This window comes from Deltaproteobacteria bacterium (genome assembly GCA_029210625.1).
In the GTDB taxonomy this organism is placed as follows: domain Bacteria; phylum Myxococcota; class Myxococcia; order SLRQ01; family SLRQ01; genus JARGFU01.
The window spans coordinates 112,546-132,891 of the sequence record JARGFU010000007.1 but is presented as its reverse complement, the minus strand read 5'-3'; the positions used below and the strand labels follow the sequence as shown (position 1 = coordinate 132,891).

Here is a 20,346-nt window from a genome sequence, read left to right as displayed (position 1 = left end):
TTCAACGCTGCTCGATCCGCACTTCCGGGCCGGTCCGGGGCGCGAGGCTCCGCTCCTCGAAGGCCCGGGTGAGGGCCGGGTCGAGGATCATCTCGGCGCCGCGCATCCAGGCCAGGAGCTCACCCTCGATCGAGCGCCAGTCGAAGGCCATCTTCAGGGTCTGCCCCTCGAGGGACTCGACCTCGCCCAGGAGCAGCATCGTCTCGGGGAAGCGGCTGACCTTCTGGCGGTAGGTGGCGACCGCGGCGGGCAGGCAGGGCTCGCCCCGGGCGGCCACCGACCAGAGGATGCCCAGCTGGAAGGCGGCGTCGAGGGCCAGGGGATCGGTGAGCCAGCTGCCGCGCAGCGGAGCCTCCAGCCACTCGGCCGGCTGCGGCGCGCGGCGGATGCGGGCGACGATCTGCTGCTCGGTGTGCGCCTCGAGGGACTCGAGGCAGCGCAGGGCGTTGCCGTGGAAGAGGGTGCGGTAGAGCGCCGCGGGCTCGGCGGCGAGGCCCGAGGCGATCCGCCGGGCGGGCAGCGTGAGGAGCCGGGGCGGCTCCTGCCGCTGCGCCGCGTCGCCGAGCAGCACCTCGGCCTGCACGTTGGGGCGCTCGCCCCGCTCCTGCAGGCGCGCGGGGAGGCGCAGCAGCCCCGCCTCGCCTCGCGCCGCACCGAAGCGCAGCTCCAGCGCCCGGCGCTCGCCGGCGCCGAGGCGCACGCCCTTGAAGAGGCGCAGCCCGTCGATCCCGATCAGCTCGAGGCCGGGCTGCTCGTGGAGCGCGGCCTGAGCCAGCCACTCCGCCGAGAGGGCCAGGGGCAGCACCGCCTGACCGGCGATGACGTGGTCGGAGAGGAAGGGCTGGCGCTCGGGCTCGAGGCCGATCTCGAAGGCCAGGTGCTCGGCCCCGGCGGCCGGCGCGGCGGCGCTCCGGGGCGCGGGGGCGAGGCCCGGCTGGTCGACCGGGCCGCCGAGCACCACGGTCTGCGCCGCGGCCTCGGGGGGCGCCTGCAGCTCGTCGACCAGCAGCCGCGCGCCCGCCGGCAGCGGGATCAGCGGCACGCCCTCGGCGGCGAAGAGGCGGGCCAGGGAGGGGGTGACCATGCCGCCCTCCCAGGGCCCCCAGCCGATGGAGACGACGCGGGTCCCGGGGCGGGCGGCCCGCTCCACGTGGGCGAGCTTGTCGAGGGCCTCGTTGGCCAGGGCGTAGTCCGCCTGGCCCCGGCGCCCCACCCGCGCGGTGGTGGAGGAGAAGAAGACCAGGGCCTTCAGGGGCGCGCCCTCCAGCGCGGCGCGCAGGTTGCGCCAGCCGGTGAGCTTGGTGGTGACGACGGCCGCCAGCCCCTCGGCGCGCTTCTCGTCGAGGTGGCCGTCGGCCAGCACGCCGGCGCCGTGGACGACGGCGGTGGGGGCGCCGTGCTCGGCGCCGAGCTCGGCGAGGACGGCCGCGAGGGCCGCCGCGTCCCGCAGATCCACCGAGCGGTAGATCACCCGCGAGCCCGCGGCCTCGATCCGCCGCAGGTTCTCCCGGATCTCCCGGTCGCGGAGGATGGCCTGGCACTCCTGCTCGATGGCGGCGAGGGCGCCGCTCTGCCCGCCACCCCGCTCGAGGAGGGCGCGCTTGATCGCGGCCTCGTCGGCGAGGGCCGCGAGCCACTCGGGCTCGGCCGCGGGGGCCGGGCTGCGGCCCAGGAGGAAGAGGGTCGCCTGGCTGGCCTCGGCCAGCGCCAGGGCGGCGGCGGCGGTGACCCCCCGGGCGCCGCCGGTGAGGAGCACGCGATCCTCGCGCCCGAAGCGGTGGCCGCCGGCGGGCACCTCGGCCTCGTGCAGGACCAGGCCCCGCAGCCCCTCGGCCGAGAGGCCGCGCTCGACCGGGCCGGCGGCGAGGAGCGCGTCCAGGATCGCGCCGGCCGAGACGGCCAGCTCGGGATCGAGATCGAGCACCCGCGCCTGGCAGCCCTCCCACTCCAGCCCGGCGGTCTTGATCAGGCCCGCGAGGGCACCGCCGGTCACGGCGTCGGCGGAGGCCGTCCCGGCGAGGCCGAGGTGGCCGTCCATCCGGGAGAGGGAGGAGAGGAGCGCGCCGGTGGAGAGCAGGGGGCGGACCCGCTGCAGGCCGCGCAGCGCCGCCTGGAAGAGCTCCAGCTCGGCCTCGGCCTCGAGGGTGAGGGGCGGCAGGAGGAGGAGGCCGGCCACCTGCCCGGGCAGGGCGGCCCCCTCCACCTCGCGCCAGCCCAGGCGCAGGGTCTCGCTGCCGCGCGCCCGCAGGGCCAGGGCCAGCGCCTCGCCCAGGGCGTCGCCCCCATCGATGAGCACCACCGTCCCCGCGGGGAGGCTCAGGGCTCCGGCCTCGGAGCCGAGGGGCGCGCTCGCCAGCTCGGCCCGGTAGAGCGGCCGCGGTCCGGCGGCCGGCGCGGCGGCGGGCGCCGCGGGGGTGACGGGGGCCTTCGCCGCGGGCGCCGGGGCGGCCGCGGGCACCCCCTCGGCGGCGCCGTAGAGGAAGGAGACGATGCTGCCGAGGGTGCGAAGCTCGGCGAGCTGTTCGGGATCCGGGGCCGGCAGCTCGGGGTGCCGGGCCTGGAGGGCCGAGAGGATCTCCACCCGCTTGATGGAGTCGATGCCCAGATCGGTGTCGAGGTCCATGTCCAGCTCGAGGACCTCCACCGGATAGCCGGTCTTCTCCGAGACCACCTCGAGGAGCGCGGCGGAGATCACCGAGCCGTCGCCGGGCAGGTCGGCCGCGGAGGGCGCGGCCCCCGCCAGGGGCGCGGCGGCGGGCGCGGGCGCCGGGGCGTCCTGCATGAAGGCGACGATCTCGCCCAGGGTGCGCAGCTGGCCCAGGGCCTCGGGATCGGGCGCGGCCAGCCCGGGCAGCTTTGCCTGCAGGGCCGAGAGGATCTCCACCCGCTTGATGGAGTCGATGCCCAGATCGGTGTCGAGATCCATGTCGAGCTCGAGGACCTCGACGGGGTAGCCGGTGCGCTCGGAGACGATCTCCAGCAGGGCCGGGGCCAGCTCGACGCCGGCAGCCGGCGCCGGGGCCACGGCCGTGAGCGCGGGCTCGGGCTGGGCCACGGGGGCGGGCGCCAGCGCGGGCGCCGGCACGGGCTGCGGGGCGGCCACGATCGCCGGCGCGGCCACCGCCGCCAGCGCCGGGAGGCCGTGGCCGGTGGAGAGGGCGAGCGGCTCCACCGCCTGCCCGGTGATCAGGCCCTGCTGGCGCAGGATCAGGTCCCGGAAGGTTGCGGTGGCGGCCTCCTGCCCCTCGAGGAAGAGGCGGTGGAGGTCGGCGGTCTGGGACTGCATCTGCAGCAGCGCCTGGAGGTTCGCGTTGAGCGCGGCGTGGCGGGGATCGTCGGACATCGGGCGTACCTGCTCGGTGAAGGCGATGGGCGCCGCCGTTGGGCGGGACGAAGTCCCGACGACGGGCGCGGAGGAGGGAAGCGCGGCCGGCGCGGGCGCGGGCGCGGCGGTCGCCGGCGCCAAGACGGGGCGAGGCGTGGCCGGCGGACGCGCGGGGCGCGGGCTCACGTAGTTCACGCCCGAGAGGGGCACCGACATCTTCGGCCCCTTGCGTGCGGGCGCCTCGGGCTTGGAGCCGATGGCCTCGGGATCCCAGCGCTCGAGCTCGAGCTCGTGGCCGAGCACGGCGAGGCGGGCGAGGAGGCGGCCGAGATCGATCAGGCCGTTGCGGCGCCCGGAGGAGGCGTCGAGGGCGAGGGCCTGCACGTCCGGGTCCTGCAGGGTCTTCTGCACCATGCCAGAGAGGCGGGCGCCCGGGCCCACCTCGACGAAGGTGCGCACGCCCTCGGCGTGGAGGCCCTCGAGGGTCGCGCAGAACTCCACCGGCCGGGCCAGCTGCCCGGCGAGGAGCGCCCGCGCCGCGTCGGCCTCCGGGGGGTAGGGTCGCGCGGTGGTGTTGGCCCAGACCGGCAGGCCGGGCTCGCCGAAGGGGCGGCCATCGAGGGCCTCGCGCAGGGGACCCTCGGCGCCCGCGACCAGCGGGCTGTGGAAGGCGGCGGCCACCTCCAGCCGGGTCACGGGGATCTCCTTCGTGACCAGCAGGGCCTCGGCGGCCTCGATGGCCTTCCGGCTCCCCGAGAGGACGTTCTGGGTGGGGGTGTTGCGGTTGGCGACGACCACCTCCAGGCCGGCCTCGGCGAGGATCGCCTCGAGCCTCGGCAGCTCGCAGGAGGCCGCGAGCATCGTGCCCGCGTCGCCCTCGGCCATCCCCGCCATCAGCTCGCCGCGCAGCCGCGAGAGGGCCGGCAGATCGGCCGGGTCGATCACGCCGGCGGCGGTGAGCGCGACCAGCTCGCCGTAGGAGTGGCCGGCCACCGCGTCGGGCGAGAGCCCGAAGTGCCGCAGGAGCTCGAGGGCTCCCAGGCTCACCGCGCCCAGGGCGGGCTGGGCGACCTCGGTGGCGCGCAGCGCCGCCACCGACTCGGCCCGGGCCTCGGCGTCGAAGATCGAGTGGGGGTAGATGCGATCGACGAGGCGCGCTCCGCCGAGCTCCAGGGCGGCGTCGGCGGCGGCCAGGCTCTCCTGGAGCTGGGGGAAGGCGCAGGCCAGATCCCGCAGCATCCCGGGGTACTGGGCGCCCTGCCCCGGGAAGAGGAAGGCCAGGCGGCCGGGCGCCTCGCCCGCGCGCGCCTCGAAGCAGGCGCCGTCGGGGGTGGTGAAGCTGGTCTTGCTCTCGTCCCCGAGGTGGCGGCGCACGCGCTCCAGATCGACCTCGTCGTCCCCGGGCTCGGCGCTGGCGACGAAGGCCAGGCGCAGGGGCGCGCCGGGATCGAAGCTGGCGCGCAGGGCGCCGGCCCAGACCCGCCGGTCGGTCCAGCAGGAGAGCTTCTCCCAGCCGTCGAGGGCGGCCAGGAGCTGCTCGCGGCTGCTCGCCGAGAAGGGCACGATCTGCACGGTGCCCGTCCAGTCGATGCCCGGGTGGCTGTCGGGGTACTCCTCGAGGACGACGTGGAAGTTGCTGCCCCCGAAGCCCAGGGCGCTCACCGCCGCCCGGCGCGGGTGGCCGGCGGCCGCGGGCAGCCAGGGGCGCTGCTGGGTGTTCACGTAGAAGGGGGTCTTGCCGGCGGCCAGCATCTCCAGGGGCTGCTCGACCTTGATGGTGGGCGGCAGCACCCGGTGGTGGAGGGCCAGCGCGGCCTTGATGAGCCCGGCGGCGCCGGCGGCGGCCTTGGTGTGCCCGATCTGCGACTTCACCGAGCCCAGGGCGCACCAGGTCCCCTCGGCGCGGGCCTCCCGGAAGACCTCGGAGAGCGCGGTGGCCTCGATGGCGTCGCCGACCTTGGTGCCGGTGCCGTGGCTCTCGACGAGCTCCACGGTCTCGGGGCCGACGCCGGCCGCCGAGTAGGCCTTGCGCAGGGCGCGGGCCTGCCCCGCGGCGCTCGGCGCGTAGATGGCCTGGCCCTGCCCGTCGCTGGACGAGCCCACGGCCTTGATGAGGGCGTAGATGCGGTCGCCGTCCCGCTCGGCGTCCTCCAGGCGCTTGAGCACCACGATGCCCAGCCCCTCGCCGAGGATCGTGCCGTCGCCGTCGCGGTCGAAGGGCCGCGAGTCGCCGCTGGGCGAGAGCGCCGGCGTCTGGCTGAAGCACATGTACATGAAGATGTCGTTGAAGGTGTCGAGGCCGCCGGTGACCACCAGGTCCGCCCGGCCGCTCTCCAGCTCCATCGCCGCGAGGTGCGCCGCCGAGAGCGACGAGGCGCAGGCCGCGTCCACCACGCAGTTGGTGCCGTGGAGGTCGAGGCGGTTGGCGATGCGGCCGGCCACCACGTTGCCCAGCAGCCCGGGGAAGGAGTTCTCCTTCCAGGGCACGTAGGCGTCGGAGATCCGCTGCACCACGTCCTCGGCGAGCTCGCCCTCGACGCCCGCGTCCTTCAGGGCCTTGCGCCAGATGGGGTGCCCGAGCCGGGCGCCCAGGGGGATGACCAGGGGCAGGGTGCCGGTGACGCCCAGCACCACGCTCACCTTCTCGGTGTCCTCCTCGGCCGGATCGAAGCCCGCGTCCTCGAGGGCCTTCTGGGCGACGAGCATCCCGAGGAGCTGGGTCGTGTCCGTGGCCTCGAGGTTGTCCGGCACGATGCCGAAGGCGAGGGGATCGAAGTCGGTGGGCGGGATGAAGCCGCCGCGCCGCGCGTAGGTGAGGTCCGGCGCCGGCGCGTCGCGGAAGTAGTCCTCGACGGGCCAGTGGCCCTCGGGGATCTCGCGGATGGCGTCGTGGCCCCGCTTGATGTTCGCCCAGTAGCGGGCGAAGTCCGGGGCGTCCGGGAAGATGCAGCCGATTCCGACGATGGCGACGGGGTGCTTCACGAAAGCTGCTCCTCGAGCTGCGAGAGGGTCTTCGGAGAGGTGTCCACGGCGCCGGCCGGCAGGCGCACCCCCTGGATCGCCAGCGCGTGGACGCGGGCGAGGAGGGCGGCCCCGTGGAGGAGGTTGTGGGCGACGGTCACGACGTCGCGGGCGGCGGCGGCCTCGAGGAAGCTCCCCCGGGTCCACTCGTTGAAGGCGCCCATGGCGGGGCCGCACCAGATCTGCAGGTCCACCCGCCGCTCCTCGAGGCCGGCCTTGGCCCAGAAGGAGCTCTGGCCCAGGTACCAGCGGAAGGTCAGGGCCAGCTGGTGCTTGGGGTCGGTCTCGGCGCGCTCGAGCTGGGAGGGGTCGCGCTCGGCGAAGAAGCGCCGGGTCTCCTCCCAGACCTGGGTGAGCGGGAGGCGGAAGACCTTCCGCTCCAGCTCCTCGCGCTCCTTCGGCGGGAGGGCGTCCAGGCTCTCGTGCTTGCGGTAGAGCTCGTAGAGCTTGTTCGCCCGCTGCGCGAAGAGGGTGCCGCGCTTGAGCACCTGCACCTTCACGCCCATCTCGAACATGTCCGCCGCCGGCGCCATCGTGATGTCGGCCTGCCGGGTCTCGGCCAGGAGCTGCCGGACCAGGTCCGAGGTCCCGGACTCGCGGCAGGCCTGGTTCACCGAGCCGACGACCAGATAGGCGGCGCCCATCGCGAAGGCCGCGGCCGCCGAGGCGGGGGTGGCGATGCCGCCGCCGGCGCCGATCCGCACCGGCTCGGGGAAGCCATGCTCGGCCTGCAGCCGGTCCCGCAGGGCGATCATGGTCGGCAGGAGGGTCACCAGGGGCCGGTTGTCGGTGTGCCCGCCGGAGTCCGCCTCGACGGTGAGGTCCGTGGCCACCGGCACGTGCCGCGAGAGCTCGGCCTCCTCGGCGCTGATGTCGCCGCGCCGCAAGAGCTCGTTCACGAGCCGCTCCGGGGCCGGCCCGAGGAAGCCCTCGGCGACCTCGACCCGGGAGACCTTCGCGATGATCTTGTTGGGGGCCACGACCCGGCCGGCGGCGTCCCGGTGCAGCCCCTTGAGGCGGTAGCGCACCACCTGCAGGTTCAGCCGCAGGTAGGCCGACGCCTCCACCAGGCGCACGCCGCGGCGCAGGTAGAGGTCGACCGCGCCCTGCTCGATGGAGGGCTCGGAGGGGCTGTGGATGAGGTTCATCGCGAAGGGGAAGCTCCCCTCCCCTCTCGCGGCCTCGAGGGCGTCGAGGGCGGCCTCCACCCGGGCGAGGGGCAGGCCGGCGGCGCCGAAGACGCCGAGCAGGCCGGCGCGCCCGAGCGCCACGACCAGCTCCACCGAGGAGATGCCGTGGGCCATGGCGCCGCCCACGTAGGGGAGGCGCAGGCCGTGGGCCGCGCAGAAGGCCGGATCACCGAGCTGCGAGAGCGGGGCCGCCGGGAGGATGGCCACCGGGGCCTCGTCCCCGGCCGGGCCCGACCAGGGGCGCACGGGCCGCGCCCCGTCCGCCCGGGGAGGCAGCACGGCGTAGGCCCGGTCGATCCGGGGCAGCACCTCGGCGAGGGTCTCCGCCGAGCGGGTCTCGGCGGCGGGGCGCGTCGGGCTGCCGGTCACGGTCGGTCGCATGATGTGAGCTCCCCAGGATTCGGGCTGGTCAGCGAGGCGCGCGGCGGACGGTGCCCCCCGGGCTCTGCCCGGAAAAGCGCCCCGCCTGGCCCCCTGACGGGATGCACGAGGGGGGGTGTTTACCATCGCGCCCCCGCGATGGCGATAGCCACCCGGTCATGGTTCCATCACCCCACCAGACCCCCGGAATCACGGGGGAAATCAGGCCGGGGATCCCTCCTCAGGCGGGGGCGCCCGGCGGGCCCTCCCGGACCGTGAAGAGGGCCTGGGGCTCGGCGATGCCCTTGAGGGCGAAGGTGCCCGCCTCGATCACCTCGACCGGCGCGCCTCCGTCGTCGGCCAGCGCCGCCCGCACGGCCTCCGAGAAGAGCAGGTCCTCTCCGGCCTCCCGGGTGGCGGCCTCGATCCGGGCGGCCAGGTTCACCCCCCGGCCGATGGCCGTGTAGCTCTTGTAGGCCTCGGTGCCGAGGTTGCCGACCACCACCTCGCCGCTGTGGATCCCGACCCCGATCGAGATCCGCCGGCCCCCCGGTCCGCGGAAGGTCTCCAGGCGCCGGAGCAGGTCCCGGGCGCAGTCGAGGGCCGCCCGGGAGGGGCTGGCCAGGGGCGTCGGCGCCCCGAAGAGGGCCATGAAGCCGTCGCCCAGGTACTTGTCGAGGGTGCCCTGGTGCTCGAAGACGACCTCCGCCGCCTGCTCGTAGTAGGCGTTGAGCAAGGCCAGCAGGGCCTCGGGCTCCATCGTCTCGGAGAGGGTCGTGAAGCCCCGGATGTCGCAGAAGAGGATGGCGATGTGCCGCCGCTGCCCCGAGAGATCGAGCCCGGCGTCGCCGGTCTCCAGGGCCTCGGCCACCCGCTGGCTGACGAACTGGCCCAGCATCTGCTTCTGGTGGGCGATCCTCACCCCCTGCTGGAGCATCCGATCGACCCGGTAGGCGCCATAGGCCAGGATGCCCCCGGCGAAGACCAGGACCGTGAAGCGCCCCGCCAGGTCGATCGCGTTGACGGTGTGGGGCTGGAAGCTGTCCTCGACGGCGGCGACGAACTCGACCTCGCCCACGCTCGCCACCAGCAGGGCCAGCCCGGCGAAGAAGAGCAGGCTCTCGGCGGTGGCCAGGAGCACCGAGCGGTAGTCGAAGCGCACCGCGGTCAGGGTGAGGACCGCCAGGAAGATCCCGTAGCCCACCCCGAACTTCAGCTGGGTGGGGAGCACCTCCCCGCCGGGGTAGATGCTCCAGTTGAGGGTGATCGCCCCGGCCACCGCGACGTCGAAGGAGGTGGAGAGGGCGATGGCGCCGGGGAAGAGCCCGAAGCGCCGGTACACCCACCACCAGAGCGTGGCCACGAGGGCGGCGGCGCCGAAGACGAGGACCGCCCGGAGCTGGACCGCGAGGTCGCTGGGGGGCGCCGGGAGGAGGAAGCCGATCTGAACCAGGGTCACCAGCCAGAGGACGATCATCCGGACCCGCGCCAGGCGCGCCTCCCCCTTCGCCCGCTCCTCCTGGAGCAGGCGCCAGGAGATCGCCTGGAGCTCGCCGGTCCTCACGCGGCCCTCGCCTGCCGGCCGGTGAGCTCCCAGACCCGCATGGTCCCCTTCCCCTTCACCTCGATCTCGCCCTGGTCCGCGAGATCGTCGAAGGCCGAGAAGACCTCGTCGAGCCCCGAGACCAGGCTCTCGGGGCTGACCTTCGAGGCGAGGGTCGTGAAGCCGACGATGTCGGCGAAGAGCACCGTCACCTCCTCGAAGTGCTCGGCGATCGTGCCGGGCCGGTCGCGGAGTCGGTGGGCGACCGGCTCGGGCAGGATGTTCAGGAGCAGGCGCTCGCTCTTGCGGTTGGCCAGCCAGGCCCGGCGCTCGGCGTGCTCGAGCTGGTAGGCCCCGTAGAGGACGAGGGACTGCAGCACCCAGGTGAAGCCGGCCAGGGCCCAGCCCTCCGCCGCGGGGAGCCGGAGCACCGCGGCCCCCAGGATCACCGAGCCGATGAGGACGGCGCCGTTGAAGTGCCGGACGAAGAAGGGCTTGCGGGAGAGGGCCGCGACGATCAGGAGCCCGGGGATGGCGAGGCCCAGCTTGAAGATCAGGGAGAAGTGCCAGAGGTGAGGCACGGCCGAGACGTCGAAGCCGATCGAGAGCAGCAGGGCCCCGCAGAAGACCAGGATGATGCCGCGGACGCGCCGCGCCCCCCGCTCGCGGTGCGCGGCGTCGAAGCTCGCCTCGACCTCCGGATCCTCGAAGGCCAGCGTGAGCGGGTGCATCTTCATCGTCGCCTCCTCCCCCGGCCCCGTCCCACCTACGGCGCGTCGCTCGGGGTCCCCGGGCCGGCGGCGGGCAGCGCCTCGAAGTCGCCCTTGAGATCGAGGTAGCGCTGGTACTGCTCGGCGAGGACGGTGCGGTTGAAGTGCAGGTCGTCCTCCTCGAGCTCGAGGGCCCGGATGAGGCGGTCCATCCGGCGGCGGGCGGTGTCCGAGAGCTCCGACTGCGCCGGCTCGAACTTCCGCTTGAGGTCCAGGTAGACCGCGAAGCGCTCGAGGTGGACCTCGTCGGCCACCACGATCTCGATCCCCTCGGTGCGGATGCAGCCGCTGCGGCGCAGCTGCTCGAGGACCGGCTCGACCTCGGCGGGCGAGAGGTTGCACTGGGCGGTGATCGCGATGTGCACGGCCGAGGCCGCCAGGCGCACCCGCCCGCCCGACTCGGGCGAGCCCTTCGCCGCCATCTGCCGCAGGACCTCGATGGCCCGGCCCACGCCGCCCTCCGAGAGGAGGTTCTGCAGCCGCAGATCGAGCTCGCGCACCCGGCCGGCGAGCTTGCGCATGATGCGGATGGCGATCTCGGCGTTCTCCGAGATCATCTCCTCGAACATCCTCGAGTCGACCTCGATGAGCTTCGTCGGCTCGACCACCAGGGCCGAGGCCGAGCGCGGGAGGCCCTCCAGGATGGCCATCTCCCCGAAGAACTCTCCGGGCCCGAGGTGCGCCAGGACGATGCGGTCCTTGCCCACCGTGCGGAAGATCTGCACCTGCCCGGACTGGATGACGAACATCTTCTTCCCGACGTCGCCCTCCTCGAAGAGGAGGTCGCCCTCCGGGTGCTCCCGGCAAAGGTGCTCCAGCGTCCCCATGGGCTCGCTCTAGCAAGTTTCGCCGGAGCCCACCATCCGCCATCGACGCCGGTGGCCCGCAGGAGCGATCATGCCGCCATGCGCCTCGACGACCTGGGCTGGTCGCCCATCTGGCAGTTCCACCTCGACGCCCTCGAGCGGCCCGGCCTCTTCCCCGGCCGGATCGTGCGGGTGGACCGGGGGCTGGTGACGCTCTTCACCGACCGGGGAGAGCGCAGCGCCACCTGGCGCACCCCGCTCCCGGTGGCCGGCGGCGGCGAGGCCGGGGCGCCGGCCACGGGCGACTTCTGCGCCCTGGAGGAGATCGACGACGCCACGCTGCTGCGCGCCCTCCTGCCCCGCCAGACCCTCTTCGCCCGGGGCCACGGCGAGGGGCGGCCCGAGCAGCCCATCGCCGCCAACATCGACGTCGCCTTCCTGGTCGCCGGCCTCGACCACGACTTCAACCCCCGCCGGCTCGAGCGCTACCTCGCCCTCACCCGCACCGCCGGGGCGGTGCCGGTGATCGTCCTGAACAAGGCCGACCTCCTCGAGGATCCGGCGCCCCGCCTGCGGGAGGCGGAGGCCGTCGCCCGCGGGGTGCCGGTGCTGCTGGTGAGCGCTCAGAGCGGCGAGGGCGTCGAGGCGCTGCGGGCCGAGGTCGGCGCCGGCCGCAGCGGGGTCCTCCTGGGCTCCTCGGGGGCGGGCAAGTCCTCCCTGCTCAACCGCCTCCTCGGCCGGGAGGCGATGGCCACCCGCGAGGTCCGCGAGGACGACAGCAAGGGCCGCCACACCACCACCGCCCGGGTGCTCCTGCCGATGCCCGGCGGGGGCGTGATGATCGACACCCCCGGGATGCGGGAGGTGGGGCTCCTCGGGGACCTCGAGGGGCTCGAGGAGACCTTCGACGAGATCACCGAGCGGGCCGCCGGCTGCCGCTTCGCCGACTGCGGGCACCGCAGCGAGCCGGGCTGCGCGGTGCGGGTGGCGGTGGAGGCCGGCGAGATCGCCGCCGACCGCCTCGAGCGCTTCCTGGCCCTGCGGCACGAGGCCGAGGTCTCCGAGCGGCGCGCCAGCGTCCACGCCCAGCGCCACCACGAGAAGACCACGATCGGGCGCTGGCGCAAGCAGGTGCAGAAGCTCAAGGACCGCTGACCTGCTACCCTCGTCCCCGACATGAAGGGCAACGGCTCACCACTCGCCGGCGTGCGGCACCTCATCTGGGACTGGAACGGCACCCTCCTCGACGACGCCTGGCTCTGCGTCGAGGTGATGAACGGCCTCCTCTCCCGCCGGGGCCTCCCGCCCCTCTCCCTCGAGCGCTACCAGGAGGTCTTCGCCTTCCCGGTGAAGGACTACTACGTCGGCCTGGGCTTCGACTTCGCGGCGGAGCCCTGGGAGGCCGTCGGCACCGAGTTCATCGAGGGCTACGAGGCCGGCCAGCGCGGCTGCCAGCTGCAGCCCGGGGCACGAGAGGTCCTCGAGGCCATCGCCGGCCGGGGGATCGGCCAGAGCGTGCTCTCGGCCAGCCAGCGTACGCGCCTGCACCGCCAGGCGCGCGACCACGCGATCGACCACCACTTCTCCGAGCTCCTCGGCCTCGACGACCACTACGCCGGCGGGAAGATCGAGATCGGCCGGGACTGGCTGGACGAGACCGGCATCGACCCCGCGACCACCCTCCTGGTGGGCGACACCGACCACGACCTCGAGGTCGCCGAGGCCCTCGGCCTGCGCTGCTACCTCGTCCCCTCGGGCCACCAGAGCGCCGGGCGCCTCGCCGCCCACGGCGCCCCCCTCCTCTCCTCCCTCTCCGGCCTCCTGGCCTGAACCTCGCGGCCCGCGGCCGCCCGGGAGCTCCCATGCGCGCGACCCTCCTCCTCCTCGCCGCCCTCCTCACCCTCCCGGCGCCGGCCGGGGCCGCGGACGCGGGCACCTTCCAGAAGCCCGAGAAGGTGAAGCCCCCGAAGCGCCAGCCCCTCGACGAGCGCCCGGTCTGCACCCAGCAGCAGAAGACCGCCCCCCTCGACCCCGAGGGGGTCTACCGCTGCCGGGGGGTGCCCTTCGAGGTCGCCCTCGAGCCGGGCAAGACCTACGAGCAGACCTTCGGCCGGGGCTGGCTCTCGATCCAGCTGGGCACCGCCGACAGCATCGCCGTCGTCTCCTACAAGCCCGCCCCCTGGGTCCTGCAGCCGGGGCGGGAGAAGGAGCAGGAGAGCTACGCGAAGAAGTTCCTGGAGGCCATCGGCGCCCAGGGGCTCGTCCTCTCCGAGCCGCAGCCCTACGAGCAGGCCGGCGCCGAGGACGCCCGGCGGGTCGAGTTCGAGTTCGGGCCGCCCGAGCGCCACTTCGTGGGCGAGAGCCGCTCCTTCTTCGTGCGGGGCTGGTTCGTGAACATGATGCTCGCCGGCCTCGAGGGCAGCGATCTGCGGCGCGGCGGCAAGGGCGCGAAGGCCCTCTTCGCCTCCCTGAGGGTGGTGGAGTCGCCGGGCGCCCTCGCCTACCGCTTCGCGGGCGGAGAGACCCTCGACCTGCCCCCCGAGAGCTGGCTGCTGCAGGGCCGCTACTACGTGCCCTCCACCGGAGCCTTCCTGAGCCTGGGCGAGGGGCCCTCCCCGAAGCCCTGCGACGCCCTCGACGAGGCGGACTGGGCCAAGATCACCGGCGACGTGGCGCCCCGGGACGCCCCCGGCAAGGTGCACTTCCAGGACAGCCGCTGGCTGCGGCACAAGAAGCAGAGGCTCTTCCTCGCCCGGGCGCGCACCGACATCGGCGGAGGGAAGCTGGTCCCCGGCGCGGCGGCGGTCACCTGCCGCGAGGGGCGCCTCTACCAGGTCTTCGCGCTCGACACCGAGAAGCGCCTGCCCGACCTGGCCCTCGACACCGCCCGGTTGCTGCTGACGCTCGAGAAGCCCTAGGTCCGGGAACTACAGCCGCTCGCCGCAGTGCTTGCAGTGCTTCGCGTCGGGGTCGTGGTCCTCGGCCATGCAGCTGCGGCAGGCCTGGGTGGTGACCGCGGGCTTCCGCGCCCGGGCCAGCTCGCTGGTGACGATGCCGGTGGGGACGGCGATGATCCCGTAGCCGAGGATCATCACCAGGGCCGCCAGGCTCTGGCCCAGGGGCGTGACGGGCGCGATGTCCCCGAAGCCCACCGTCGTCATGGTGACGATGGCCCAGTAGAAGCCCCGGGGGATCGAGTCGAAGCCCGAGGCCTCGCCCTCGATCAGGTACATCAGGGTGCCGACGATCAGGTCCACCGTGAGCACCACCCCGAGGAAGATGATCACCTTCTCCCGGCTCTGCTTGAGGGCCCGGGCCAGCTCGCCGGCCTCCCCGAGGAAGCGCACCAGCTTCAGCACCCGGAAGACCCGCAGGAGGCGCAGGGCCCGGATGACGAGCAGGGACTGCGCGCCGGGGATGAGGAGGGAGAGGTAGGTCGGGACCACGGCCGCCAGATCGACCAGCCCGTAGAAGGAGAGCGCGAAGCGCAGGGGGTGGCGGACCGTCAGCAACCGGGCCGCGTACTCGAGGGTGAAGAGGAGGGTTAGCACCCACTCGGCGACGCGCAGCCACGCCCCGTACTCGGCGGCGATGGGCGCCACGCTCTCGAGCATCACCGCGACCATCGAGGCCACGATGAGCAGGAGCAGGACCAGGTCGAAGGCCTTCCCCGCCGGGGTGTCGGCCTCGAAGATCACCTCGTGGAGGGTGTGGCGCCAGTTCGCCTGGTCCTCCCGCAGTGGCTCGTGCTCTCCCATCTCGGGGTCGAGGATAGGTCGAGTCAGCGGATCGGTCTAACCAATCGCCCGCGCGTCCGGCTGTGCCTTGACAGATCGCAGGTCGGCCAGCGATGAGCGGGTCATGGCACTTCCCGACTCCGTGATCCTTTGTGAGTGCTGGGCCCGCGACGGGCTCCAGTCCATCCCCAAGGTGATTTCCACCGATGACAAGGTCGAGATGATCGACCGGATCATCGACTCCGGCGTGAAGAAGCTCGAGGTCACCTCCTTCTCGCACCCGAAGCTCCTGCCGCAGTTCGCCGACAGCGTCGAGGTGCTCAAGCGCATCAAGCGCGTCGACGACGTCACCTACGTGGTGCTCATGCCCAACGCCAAGGGCTTCGAGCGCTTCGAGACCTGCGTGAAGGAGGGCTACGGCGCCGACGAGATCATCCTGATGATCTCGGCCAGCGAGGCCCACAACACGGTCAACTTCCGGATGAAGCACGAGGAGGCCTTCCAGGCCCACGCCGCCGTGATGAAGCGGGCCCACGACCTGGGCGTGCGGGTCATCGGCTGCCCCGGCACGGTCTACGGCTGCGCCATCGCCGGCGACGTGCCGATGTCCGAGGTCATCAAGGTCACCCGCTTCTACGTCGAGGAGGGCGCCCACACCATCATGCTGGGCGACACCACCGGCGCCGCGAACCCCCTGCAGGTGCGCGAGCGGATCGGCGAGCTCCTCACCACCTTCCCCGGGACCGAGTTCATCGCGCACTTCCACGACACCCGGGGCAACGGGATCATCAACACCTTCGCGGCCCTCGAGCTGGGCCTGCGCTACGTCGACACCTCCCTGGGGGCCATCGGCGGCCAGCCGGCGACGGGGGCGAACAAGTACCAGTTCGGCTTCACCGGCAACACCTGCTCCGAGGACCTGATCTGCCTCCTCGAGGAGTGCGGCGTGAGCACCGGCGTCGACATCCGGAAGATGATCGACAACGGCCTGCGCGCCGAGGAGATCATCGGCCAGCGCCTGCGCGCGAACGTGATCCACAGCGGGCCGGTGAACCACCGGCCCAAGGACTACGATCCCTTCGCCAAGAAGGACGAGGCGGCCGCCTGAGGCGGCCGCCGGGCCGCTCACCAGCGGAACTGCAGCTCGAGCTCCTCCTCGCCACCCTCGCGCTCGTGCTCGACGCTGACGGTGGCGGTGGCCGGCACGGTCACCCGCTCGCCGCCCACCTGGATGCGAAAGGCCTCGCCGGCCTCGATGGCGTCCGCCAGGCGCCGGAGCTTGGCCACGAACTGCCTGGCCGGGTAGCGCTTCTCGACATCCCGCTCGGCCTTCTTCTGTCGCACCGCCATCACTCGCTCTCCTTCTCGCCGGCCGCGCCGGCGTCGGTGTTCATGACCCAGTTGCAGGGCTGACCGCCCCCGCAGATCCAGAGGTAGGTCGCCTTCTTCTCGCAGCCCGTGACCCCCCGGGTCGTGCCCCCGAGATCCACGACCTCCAGCTTCTCCTCGGGACAGGAGATGTCGAAGGCGGCGCGCTTGCGGAGCTTCTCCACCGGCACGCAGCCCGCCGAGGCGAGGAGCGCGAAGGTGGCGAGGAGGGCGAGGCCGATCCCTTTGGTCTTCATCCCGTCTCGATAGCGCGGAGCGCGGGGATGCGGGAAGGGTCCGGGGCGACGTTCAGGCGACGTTCAGCGGGCGCCCGCGAGCTCGAGGGGGAAGGGCTGGAAGTAGACCTGCCGCGCCAGCCAGGGCAGGCCGGCCTGCGTTCCCCCGGCGGCGGCGGTGAGGCGCCGGAGGTGGTGGCCGAGGAGGGCCATCGGCACCTCCCGCCGCCGCAGGCCCGCCCGGTAGTCGGTGATGAGCTCGAGGAGCTCCCGCTTCTCGTCGGCGTCGAGCTGGTCCTTGAAGTAGCCCAGGATGTGCTCCAGCACGTTCACCTGCTTGCCCGCGGTCGGCCGCAGCGCCAGCGCCTCCATCGCGCCGAGGCGATAGCGCGCCAGGGTCTCCTCGAGGGGTCGCTCCCCCGCGCTGCCGACCAGCCGGCCGAGCGAGCGGTAGTGGGCGGGGCTGTGAGCCAGGTAGAGGAACTTGTGCGCGCCGTGGAAGTCGATGAGCGCCGCCAGGGTCGGGCCGCCCTCCCGCTCCAGCACCTGCTCGCGCAGCCGGTGGTGGGTGAAGACCCGGACCAGGAAGCTCTCGCGCAGGCCGTCGTCGTTGAGCCAGCCGCGCTCGCAGAGGGGGAGGTGGGGCAGGCGCTCGGCGAGGATCCCGGCGAAGACTCCCCGTCCCTCGTGGCGCGGTGGACGCCCCTCGTGCTCGGGGTAGACCCGCACCCGCTCCAGACCGCAGCTGGGCGAGCCCTTCTCCAGCAGGAAGCCGTCGAGGTGCTGGCGGGCGAGCCCCTCCACCTTCAGCCAGGACCAGTCCGAGAGCGTGGCGGTGTGGTCCGTCCCGCTGCGGGGGGCCACCAGCCGCGGGCGCGCGACCTCCCCGACGAGGCGCAGGCTCTCCCGCGGGACCGGCATCCCGGACTCGACCTCGGGGCAGACCGGGACCAGCTCCACGAAGTCGGCGAGGCGCGAGCTCACCCAGGCGTCCCGGCGATGCCCGCCGTCGTGACGCACCTCCGCCCCGAGCAAGCAGGAGGAGATGCCGATCCGGGGCCGATTCATGGATTTGGTGGTTTCTTGGTGGTCCATACCGTCATTATGGTCGCTTTTGGGAGATTTTCAAGTTGAAAACCACCAAATCGGCCCCATGCTATCGCCATGAACAAGCCCCAGACCGACCCCCGCCTCGAGGTCTTCTACGACGGCGCCTGTCCCCTCTGCACCCGGGAGATGCGCCTCCTGCGCGCCCGCGACCACCGGGGCCAGATCCGCTTCACGGACCTGGCCGCGCCGGGCTTCGACGCCGCGGCCGTGGGCATCCCCTATCGGGACCTCATGGATCGCATCCACGCCCGGGAGCCCGACGGAACCACCCTCGAGGGGGTGGAGGTCTTCCGCCGGCTCTACTCCCTCCTGGGCTTCGGCTGGCTGGTGGCGCCGACCCGCCTGCCCGGGATCTCGCACCTGCTCGACTGGGGCTACCGCGTCTTCGCCCGCAACCGCCTGCGGCTGACCGGGCGCTGCGAGGACGATGCGTGCACGATCCCCGACGGCGCGCACCTCCAGCTGGCCCCGGTGCCGGTGCGTACCGGCCGCCGCCCCCGGCGCTGAGTTACCCGGCCGTTACCCCCGGCGGCCCGCCTCCTCTCTAACCTCGGGGGCAAGAAGGGACACCACCTCCTCCTCGTCGCCCTCCCCCTCCTCGGGGGCTTCACCGAGATCGACTACGAGCTGCGGGTCGCGGGCATCGAGGCCCGCATCGCCGATCGGCTCCCGGGCCAGCACTTCCACATCGTGGTCGAGCCCCCCTTCGTCGTCATCGGCGACGAGGCCCCGGCGGTGGTCGAGCGCCGCGCCCGGAAGACGGTGCGCTGGGCGAGCGAGCGCCTCGCGGAGGCCTACTTCGATCGCACGCCCGATCGCATCGTCGAGGCCTGGCTCTTCCGTGACGGCATCAGCTACCGGCGCAACGCCCGCCGCCTCTTCGGCAGCGTGGCGGACACCCCCTACGGCTACTACTCGGCGGCCGACGACGCCCTGGTGATGAACATCGCCACCGGGGGCGGCACCCTGGTCCACGAGATCGTCCACCCCTACGTCGAGGCCAACCTGCCGGGCTGCCCGCCCTGGCTGGACGAGGGCCTCGGCTCCCTCTACGAGCAGTCCGCCGAGCGCGATGGACGGATCGTGGGGCTCACCAACTGGCGGCTGCCCGGCCTGCAGGCCGCGATCGCGGCCGGGGAGGTCCCCTCCTTCGAGGCCCTCCTCGCGGCCACCCCCCACGCCTTCTATCGAGAGGACCGCGGCACGAACTACGCCCAGGCCCGCTACCTCCTCTACTACCTGCAGGAGGCCGGCCTGCTGCCGGGCTTCTACGCCCGCTACCGGCGCCAGCGCTCGAAGGACCCCACGGGCTACCGCAGCCTGCGCGAGATCCTCGGGCGCCGCGCCTCCGAGATGGCGGCCTTCCAGCGCGAGTGGGAGCGCTGGGTGATGGGGCTGCGCTACCCCGCGAGCTGATCTTCGAACCAGTTCTGTGATCTCCGATTGATCGCCGCACCGTCGGCGGGTACCGTCCGCGCGCTCCCGAACGTTTCCCGCCTTCGGGCTTCCAGGCCCCGAAAAGGAGATCCTCATGCACGCGCGTACGCTCGTGGCCCTGCTGACCGCTTCCCTCTTCGCCCTCCCGGCCTCGGCCATGGAGATGCCCGACGCCACCGGCGCCATCCACGTCTGCAAGGAAGGCGGCGACAACAAGGCCGCCGGCACCAAGGAGGCGCCCCTCAAGAACATCGACAAGGTGCTCAAGAGCGCCAAGGGCGGCGAGACCATCCTGGTCTGCGGCGGCTCCTACAGCGGCACCTTCGACATCGGCTTCTTCGAGTCGAAGAAGGCCGTGAAGATGTACGGCAGCTACAGCAAGGACTTCAGCAAGCGCGACATCATCGCCCACCCCACCCTCCTGCAGCCCGACAACAAGAGCGGCGCCAAGTCCCGCAAGGCCCTCCTCAAGTTCACCTCCGAGGTGGACGGCCTCGTCATCGACGGCTTCGTCTTCGATCTCGGCCAGCGCAACGCCTACTCCAGCAAGGACGGGCAGCCCGCGGGCGTCGAGACCGGCATGCTGCTCCTGCCCCCGAAGAAGGAGCCGGGCCAGAACGCCACCGTCACCGAGCCCTGCCTCTCCATCCCGAGCGCCGCCAAGGAGGGCAGCGTCACCATCACCAACAACGTCTTCGCCAACTGCGCCAGCTACGGCATCCAGGGCGGCCTGCGGGGCGGCACCTGGAAGGTCAGCAACAACGTCTTCGTCGCCAACCGGATGGCCGCGGTCGAGATCTACGGGACCTGCCGGGTGACCAAGCCGGGCCCGACCGCCCGCCAGACCAACCTCTGCGGGCACGTCGAGTTCGACCACAACACCGTGCTCTTCACCTGGAGCCGCCTCGAGGACTTCCTCGACATGGGCTACGGCTTCCGCGTGATGACCATGGTCAGCTACGACGTCCACGACAACATCTTCGGGACCAACATCCAGGCCGGCATCGATCACTCCCGCTTCAACCAGCTGGACATCAAGATCGACAACAACGGCTTCTTCGTGAACAAGAACGCCGACCTCGAGTACAGCCCCGAGAGCAACACCAAGCTCACCCTGCGGGCCGAGGAGTTCGCGGATCTCGAGCTCACCAGCGTCAGCGGCAACACGACGAAGATGCCCAAGGGCTTCACCATCGACAAGGCCTACCTCGAGGGCTTCCTCGCCGCGCGCTACAGCGAGAAGACCGACTACGACGAGAACTCCCCGGCCAACGTGCTGCGCTCGGTGATGGGGATGAACAAGGTCGGCAAGATCGAGACGAAGGTCTCGATGTTCGGCAACCGCTACCCCGTCGACGCGGCCGTGAAGCTCTTCGGGGGCATCGAGGGCAAGGGCGCCCAGAAGCCCTAGTCCGGGCTCCCTGAGCCGCCCCGGCGGCTCCT

17 protein-coding genes are annotated in these 20,346 nt (G+C 72.9%); 7 read left to right on the top strand and 10 right to left on the bottom strand.

Annotation, left to right across the window (positions count from 1 at the left end; translation table 11 throughout):
• Position 1 precedes the first annotated feature (1 nt).
• The 5 genes from P1V51_08460 to P1V51_08440 form a co-directional block, all read right to left on the bottom strand.
• Positions 2-6,307 (bottom strand): SDR family NAD(P)-dependent oxidoreductase, encoded by a 6,306-nt coding sequence (locus P1V51_08460; GenBank protein MDF1563061.1) that lies wholly within the window; start codon positions 6,305-6,307, stop codon positions 2-4.
• A complete protein-coding gene (locus P1V51_08455; protein ID MDF1563060.1) occupies positions 6,304-7,917 on the bottom strand; it encodes a PfaD family polyunsaturated fatty acid/polyketide biosynthesis protein in 1,614 nt (537 codons plus the stop codon). The genes P1V51_08460 and P1V51_08455 overlap by 4 nt, the downstream gene beginning before the upstream one ends.
• Positions 7,918-8,137: 220 nt before the next feature.
• On the bottom strand, positions 8,138-9,460 hold the full coding sequence (locus P1V51_08450; GenBank protein MDF1563059.1) for an adenylate/guanylate cyclase domain-containing protein: 1,323 nt from the start codon (positions 9,458-9,460) through the stop codon (positions 8,138-8,140).
• Positions 9,457-10,176: an adenylate/guanylate cyclase domain-containing protein gene (locus P1V51_08445; protein ID MDF1563058.1), complete on the bottom strand. Its 720-nt coding sequence runs from the start codon at positions 10,174-10,176 to the stop codon at positions 9,457-9,459. Before P1V51_08445 ends, P1V51_08450 begins: the two co-directional genes overlap by 4 nt.
• Before the next feature lie 29 nt (positions 10,177-10,205).
• Positions 10,206-11,036: a Crp/Fnr family transcriptional regulator gene (locus P1V51_08440; protein MDF1563057.1), complete on the bottom strand. Its 831-nt coding sequence runs from the start codon at positions 11,034-11,036 to the stop codon at positions 10,206-10,208.
• 78 nt (positions 11,037-11,114) lie between these two features.
• Here P1V51_08440 and rsgA point away from each other — a divergent pair, with 78 nt between their 5' ends.
• The 3 genes from rsgA to P1V51_08425 are packed head-to-tail and all read left to right on the top strand — an operon-like array spanning position 11,115 to position 13,933.
• A complete protein-coding gene (rsgA, locus tag P1V51_08435) occupies positions 11,115-12,170 on the top strand; it encodes a ribosome small subunit-dependent GTPase A (GenBank protein ID MDF1563056.1) in 1,056 nt (351 codons plus the stop codon).
• A 21-nt stretch (positions 12,171-12,191) separates the two neighbouring features.
• Entirely contained in the window at positions 12,192-12,845 is a 654-nt protein-coding gene (locus P1V51_08430; GenBank protein MDF1563055.1) for an HAD hydrolase-like protein, read from the top strand.
• Positions 12,846-12,877: 32 nt separating this feature from the next.
• The gene (locus P1V51_08425) at positions 12,878-13,933 is read left to right on the top strand and encodes a hypothetical protein (protein MDF1563054.1); all 1,056 of its coding nucleotides are present in this window, start codon (positions 12,878-12,880) and stop codon (positions 13,931-13,933) included.
• 9 nt (positions 13,934-13,942) lie between these two features.
• On the opposite strand, the gene P1V51_08420 is transcribed toward P1V51_08425, so the two are convergent.
• Positions 13,943-14,773 (bottom strand): ion transporter, encoded by an 831-nt coding sequence (locus tag P1V51_08420; protein MDF1563053.1) that lies wholly within the window; start codon positions 14,771-14,773, stop codon positions 13,943-13,945.
• Positions 14,774-14,876: 103 nt separating this feature from the next.
• On the opposite strand from P1V51_08420, the gene P1V51_08415 reads away from it, so the two are divergent.
• Positions 14,877-15,860, top strand: coding sequence for a hydroxymethylglutaryl-CoA lyase (locus P1V51_08415; GenBank protein ID MDF1563052.1), 984 nt, complete (start codon positions 14,877-14,879; stop codon positions 15,858-15,860).
• Between the two features lie 17 nt (positions 15,861-15,877).
• Here the strand turns inward: P1V51_08415 and P1V51_08410 are convergent, their stop codons facing one another.
• The 3 genes from P1V51_08410 to P1V51_08400 form a co-directional block, all read right to left on the bottom strand.
• Complete coding sequence (locus P1V51_08410) at positions 15,878-16,102, bottom strand: amphi-Trp domain-containing protein (GenBank protein MDF1563051.1); 225 nt, start codon at positions 16,100-16,102, stop codon at positions 15,878-15,880.
• Positions 16,102-16,377 (bottom strand): hypothetical protein, encoded by a 276-nt coding sequence (locus P1V51_08405; GenBank protein ID MDF1563050.1) that lies wholly within the window; start codon positions 16,375-16,377, stop codon positions 16,102-16,104. Before P1V51_08405 ends, P1V51_08410 begins: the two co-directional genes overlap by 1 nt.
• A gap of 63 nt (positions 16,378-16,440) precedes the next feature.
• Entirely contained in the window at positions 16,441-17,424 is a 984-nt protein-coding gene (locus tag P1V51_08400) for a DUF523 and DUF1722 domain-containing protein (GenBank protein ID MDF1563049.1), read from the bottom strand.
• A gap of 96 nt (positions 17,425-17,520) precedes the next feature.
• Between P1V51_08400 and P1V51_08395 the strand changes: the two genes are divergently transcribed.
• Positions 17,521-17,973 (top strand): DUF393 domain-containing protein, encoded by a 453-nt coding sequence (locus P1V51_08395; GenBank protein MDF1563048.1) that lies wholly within the window; start codon positions 17,521-17,523, stop codon positions 17,971-17,973.
• 12 nt (positions 17,974-17,985) lie between these two features.
• On the opposite strand, the gene P1V51_08390 is transcribed toward P1V51_08395, so the two are convergent.
• Positions 17,986-18,153, bottom strand: a complete 168-nt coding sequence (locus P1V51_08390; protein ID MDF1563047.1) for a hypothetical protein — start codon at positions 18,151-18,153, stop codon at positions 17,986-17,988.
• Positions 18,154-18,156: 3 nt separating this feature from the next.
• Here P1V51_08390 and P1V51_08385 point away from each other — a divergent pair, with 3 nt between their 5' ends.
• Positions 18,157-18,882 carry a hypothetical protein gene (locus P1V51_08385; protein MDF1563046.1) on the top strand — a complete coding sequence of 242 codons (726 nt, stop codon included), beginning with the start codon at positions 18,157-18,159 and terminating at the stop codon, positions 18,880-18,882.
• A 115-nt stretch (positions 18,883-18,997) separates the two neighbouring features.
• The gene (locus tag P1V51_08380; protein MDF1563045.1) at positions 18,998-20,314 is read left to right on the top strand and encodes a right-handed parallel beta-helix repeat-containing protein; all 1,317 of its coding nucleotides are present in this window, start codon (positions 18,998-19,000) and stop codon (positions 20,312-20,314) included.
• Positions 20,315-20,346 lie beyond the last annotated feature (32 nt).

Bases quoted from the DNA above. Each gene is read 5' to 3' on its own strand.
- P1V51_08455 (MDF1563060.1), bottom strand. From the start codon at position 7,917: ATGCGACCGACCGTGACCGGCAGCCCGACGCGCCCCGCCGCCGAGACC.
- P1V51_08445 (MDF1563058.1), bottom strand. From the start codon at position 10,176: ATGAAGATGCACCCGCTCACGCTGGCCTTCGAGGATCCGGAGGTCGAG.
- P1V51_08440 (MDF1563057.1), bottom strand. From the start codon at position 11,036: ATGGGGACGCTGGAGCACCTTTGCCGGGAGCACCCGGAGGGCGACCTC.
- rsgA (MDF1563056.1), top strand. From the start codon at position 11,115: ATGCGCCTCGACGACCTGGGCTGGTCGCCCATCTGGCAGTTCCACCTC.
- P1V51_08430 (MDF1563055.1), top strand. From the start codon at position 12,192: ATGAAGGGCAACGGCTCACCACTCGCCGGCGTGCGGCACCTCATCTGG.
- P1V51_08425 (MDF1563054.1), top strand. From the start codon at position 12,878: ATGCGCGCGACCCTCCTCCTCCTCGCCGCCCTCCTCACCCTCCCGGCG.
- P1V51_08420 (MDF1563053.1), bottom strand. From the start codon at position 14,773: ATGGGAGAGCACGAGCCACTGCGGGAGGACCAGGCGAACTGGCGCCAC.
- P1V51_08415 (MDF1563052.1), top strand. From the start codon at position 14,877: ATGGCACTTCCCGACTCCGTGATCCTTTGTGAGTGCTGGGCCCGCGAC.
- P1V51_08410 (MDF1563051.1), bottom strand. From the start codon at position 16,102: ATGGCGGTGCGACAGAAGAAGGCCGAGCGGGATGTCGAGAAGCGCTAC.
- P1V51_08405 (MDF1563050.1), bottom strand. From the start codon at position 16,377: ATGAAGACCAAAGGGATCGGCCTCGCCCTCCTCGCCACCTTCGCGCTC.
- P1V51_08400 (MDF1563049.1), bottom strand. From the start codon at position 17,424: ATGAATCGGCCCCGGATCGGCATCTCCTCCTGCTTGCTCGGGGCGGAG.
- P1V51_08395 (MDF1563048.1), top strand. From the start codon at position 17,521: ATGAACAAGCCCCAGACCGACCCCCGCCTCGAGGTCTTCTACGACGGC.
- P1V51_08380 (MDF1563045.1), top strand. From the start codon at position 18,998: ATGCACGCGCGTACGCTCGTGGCCCTGCTGACCGCTTCCCTCTTCGCC.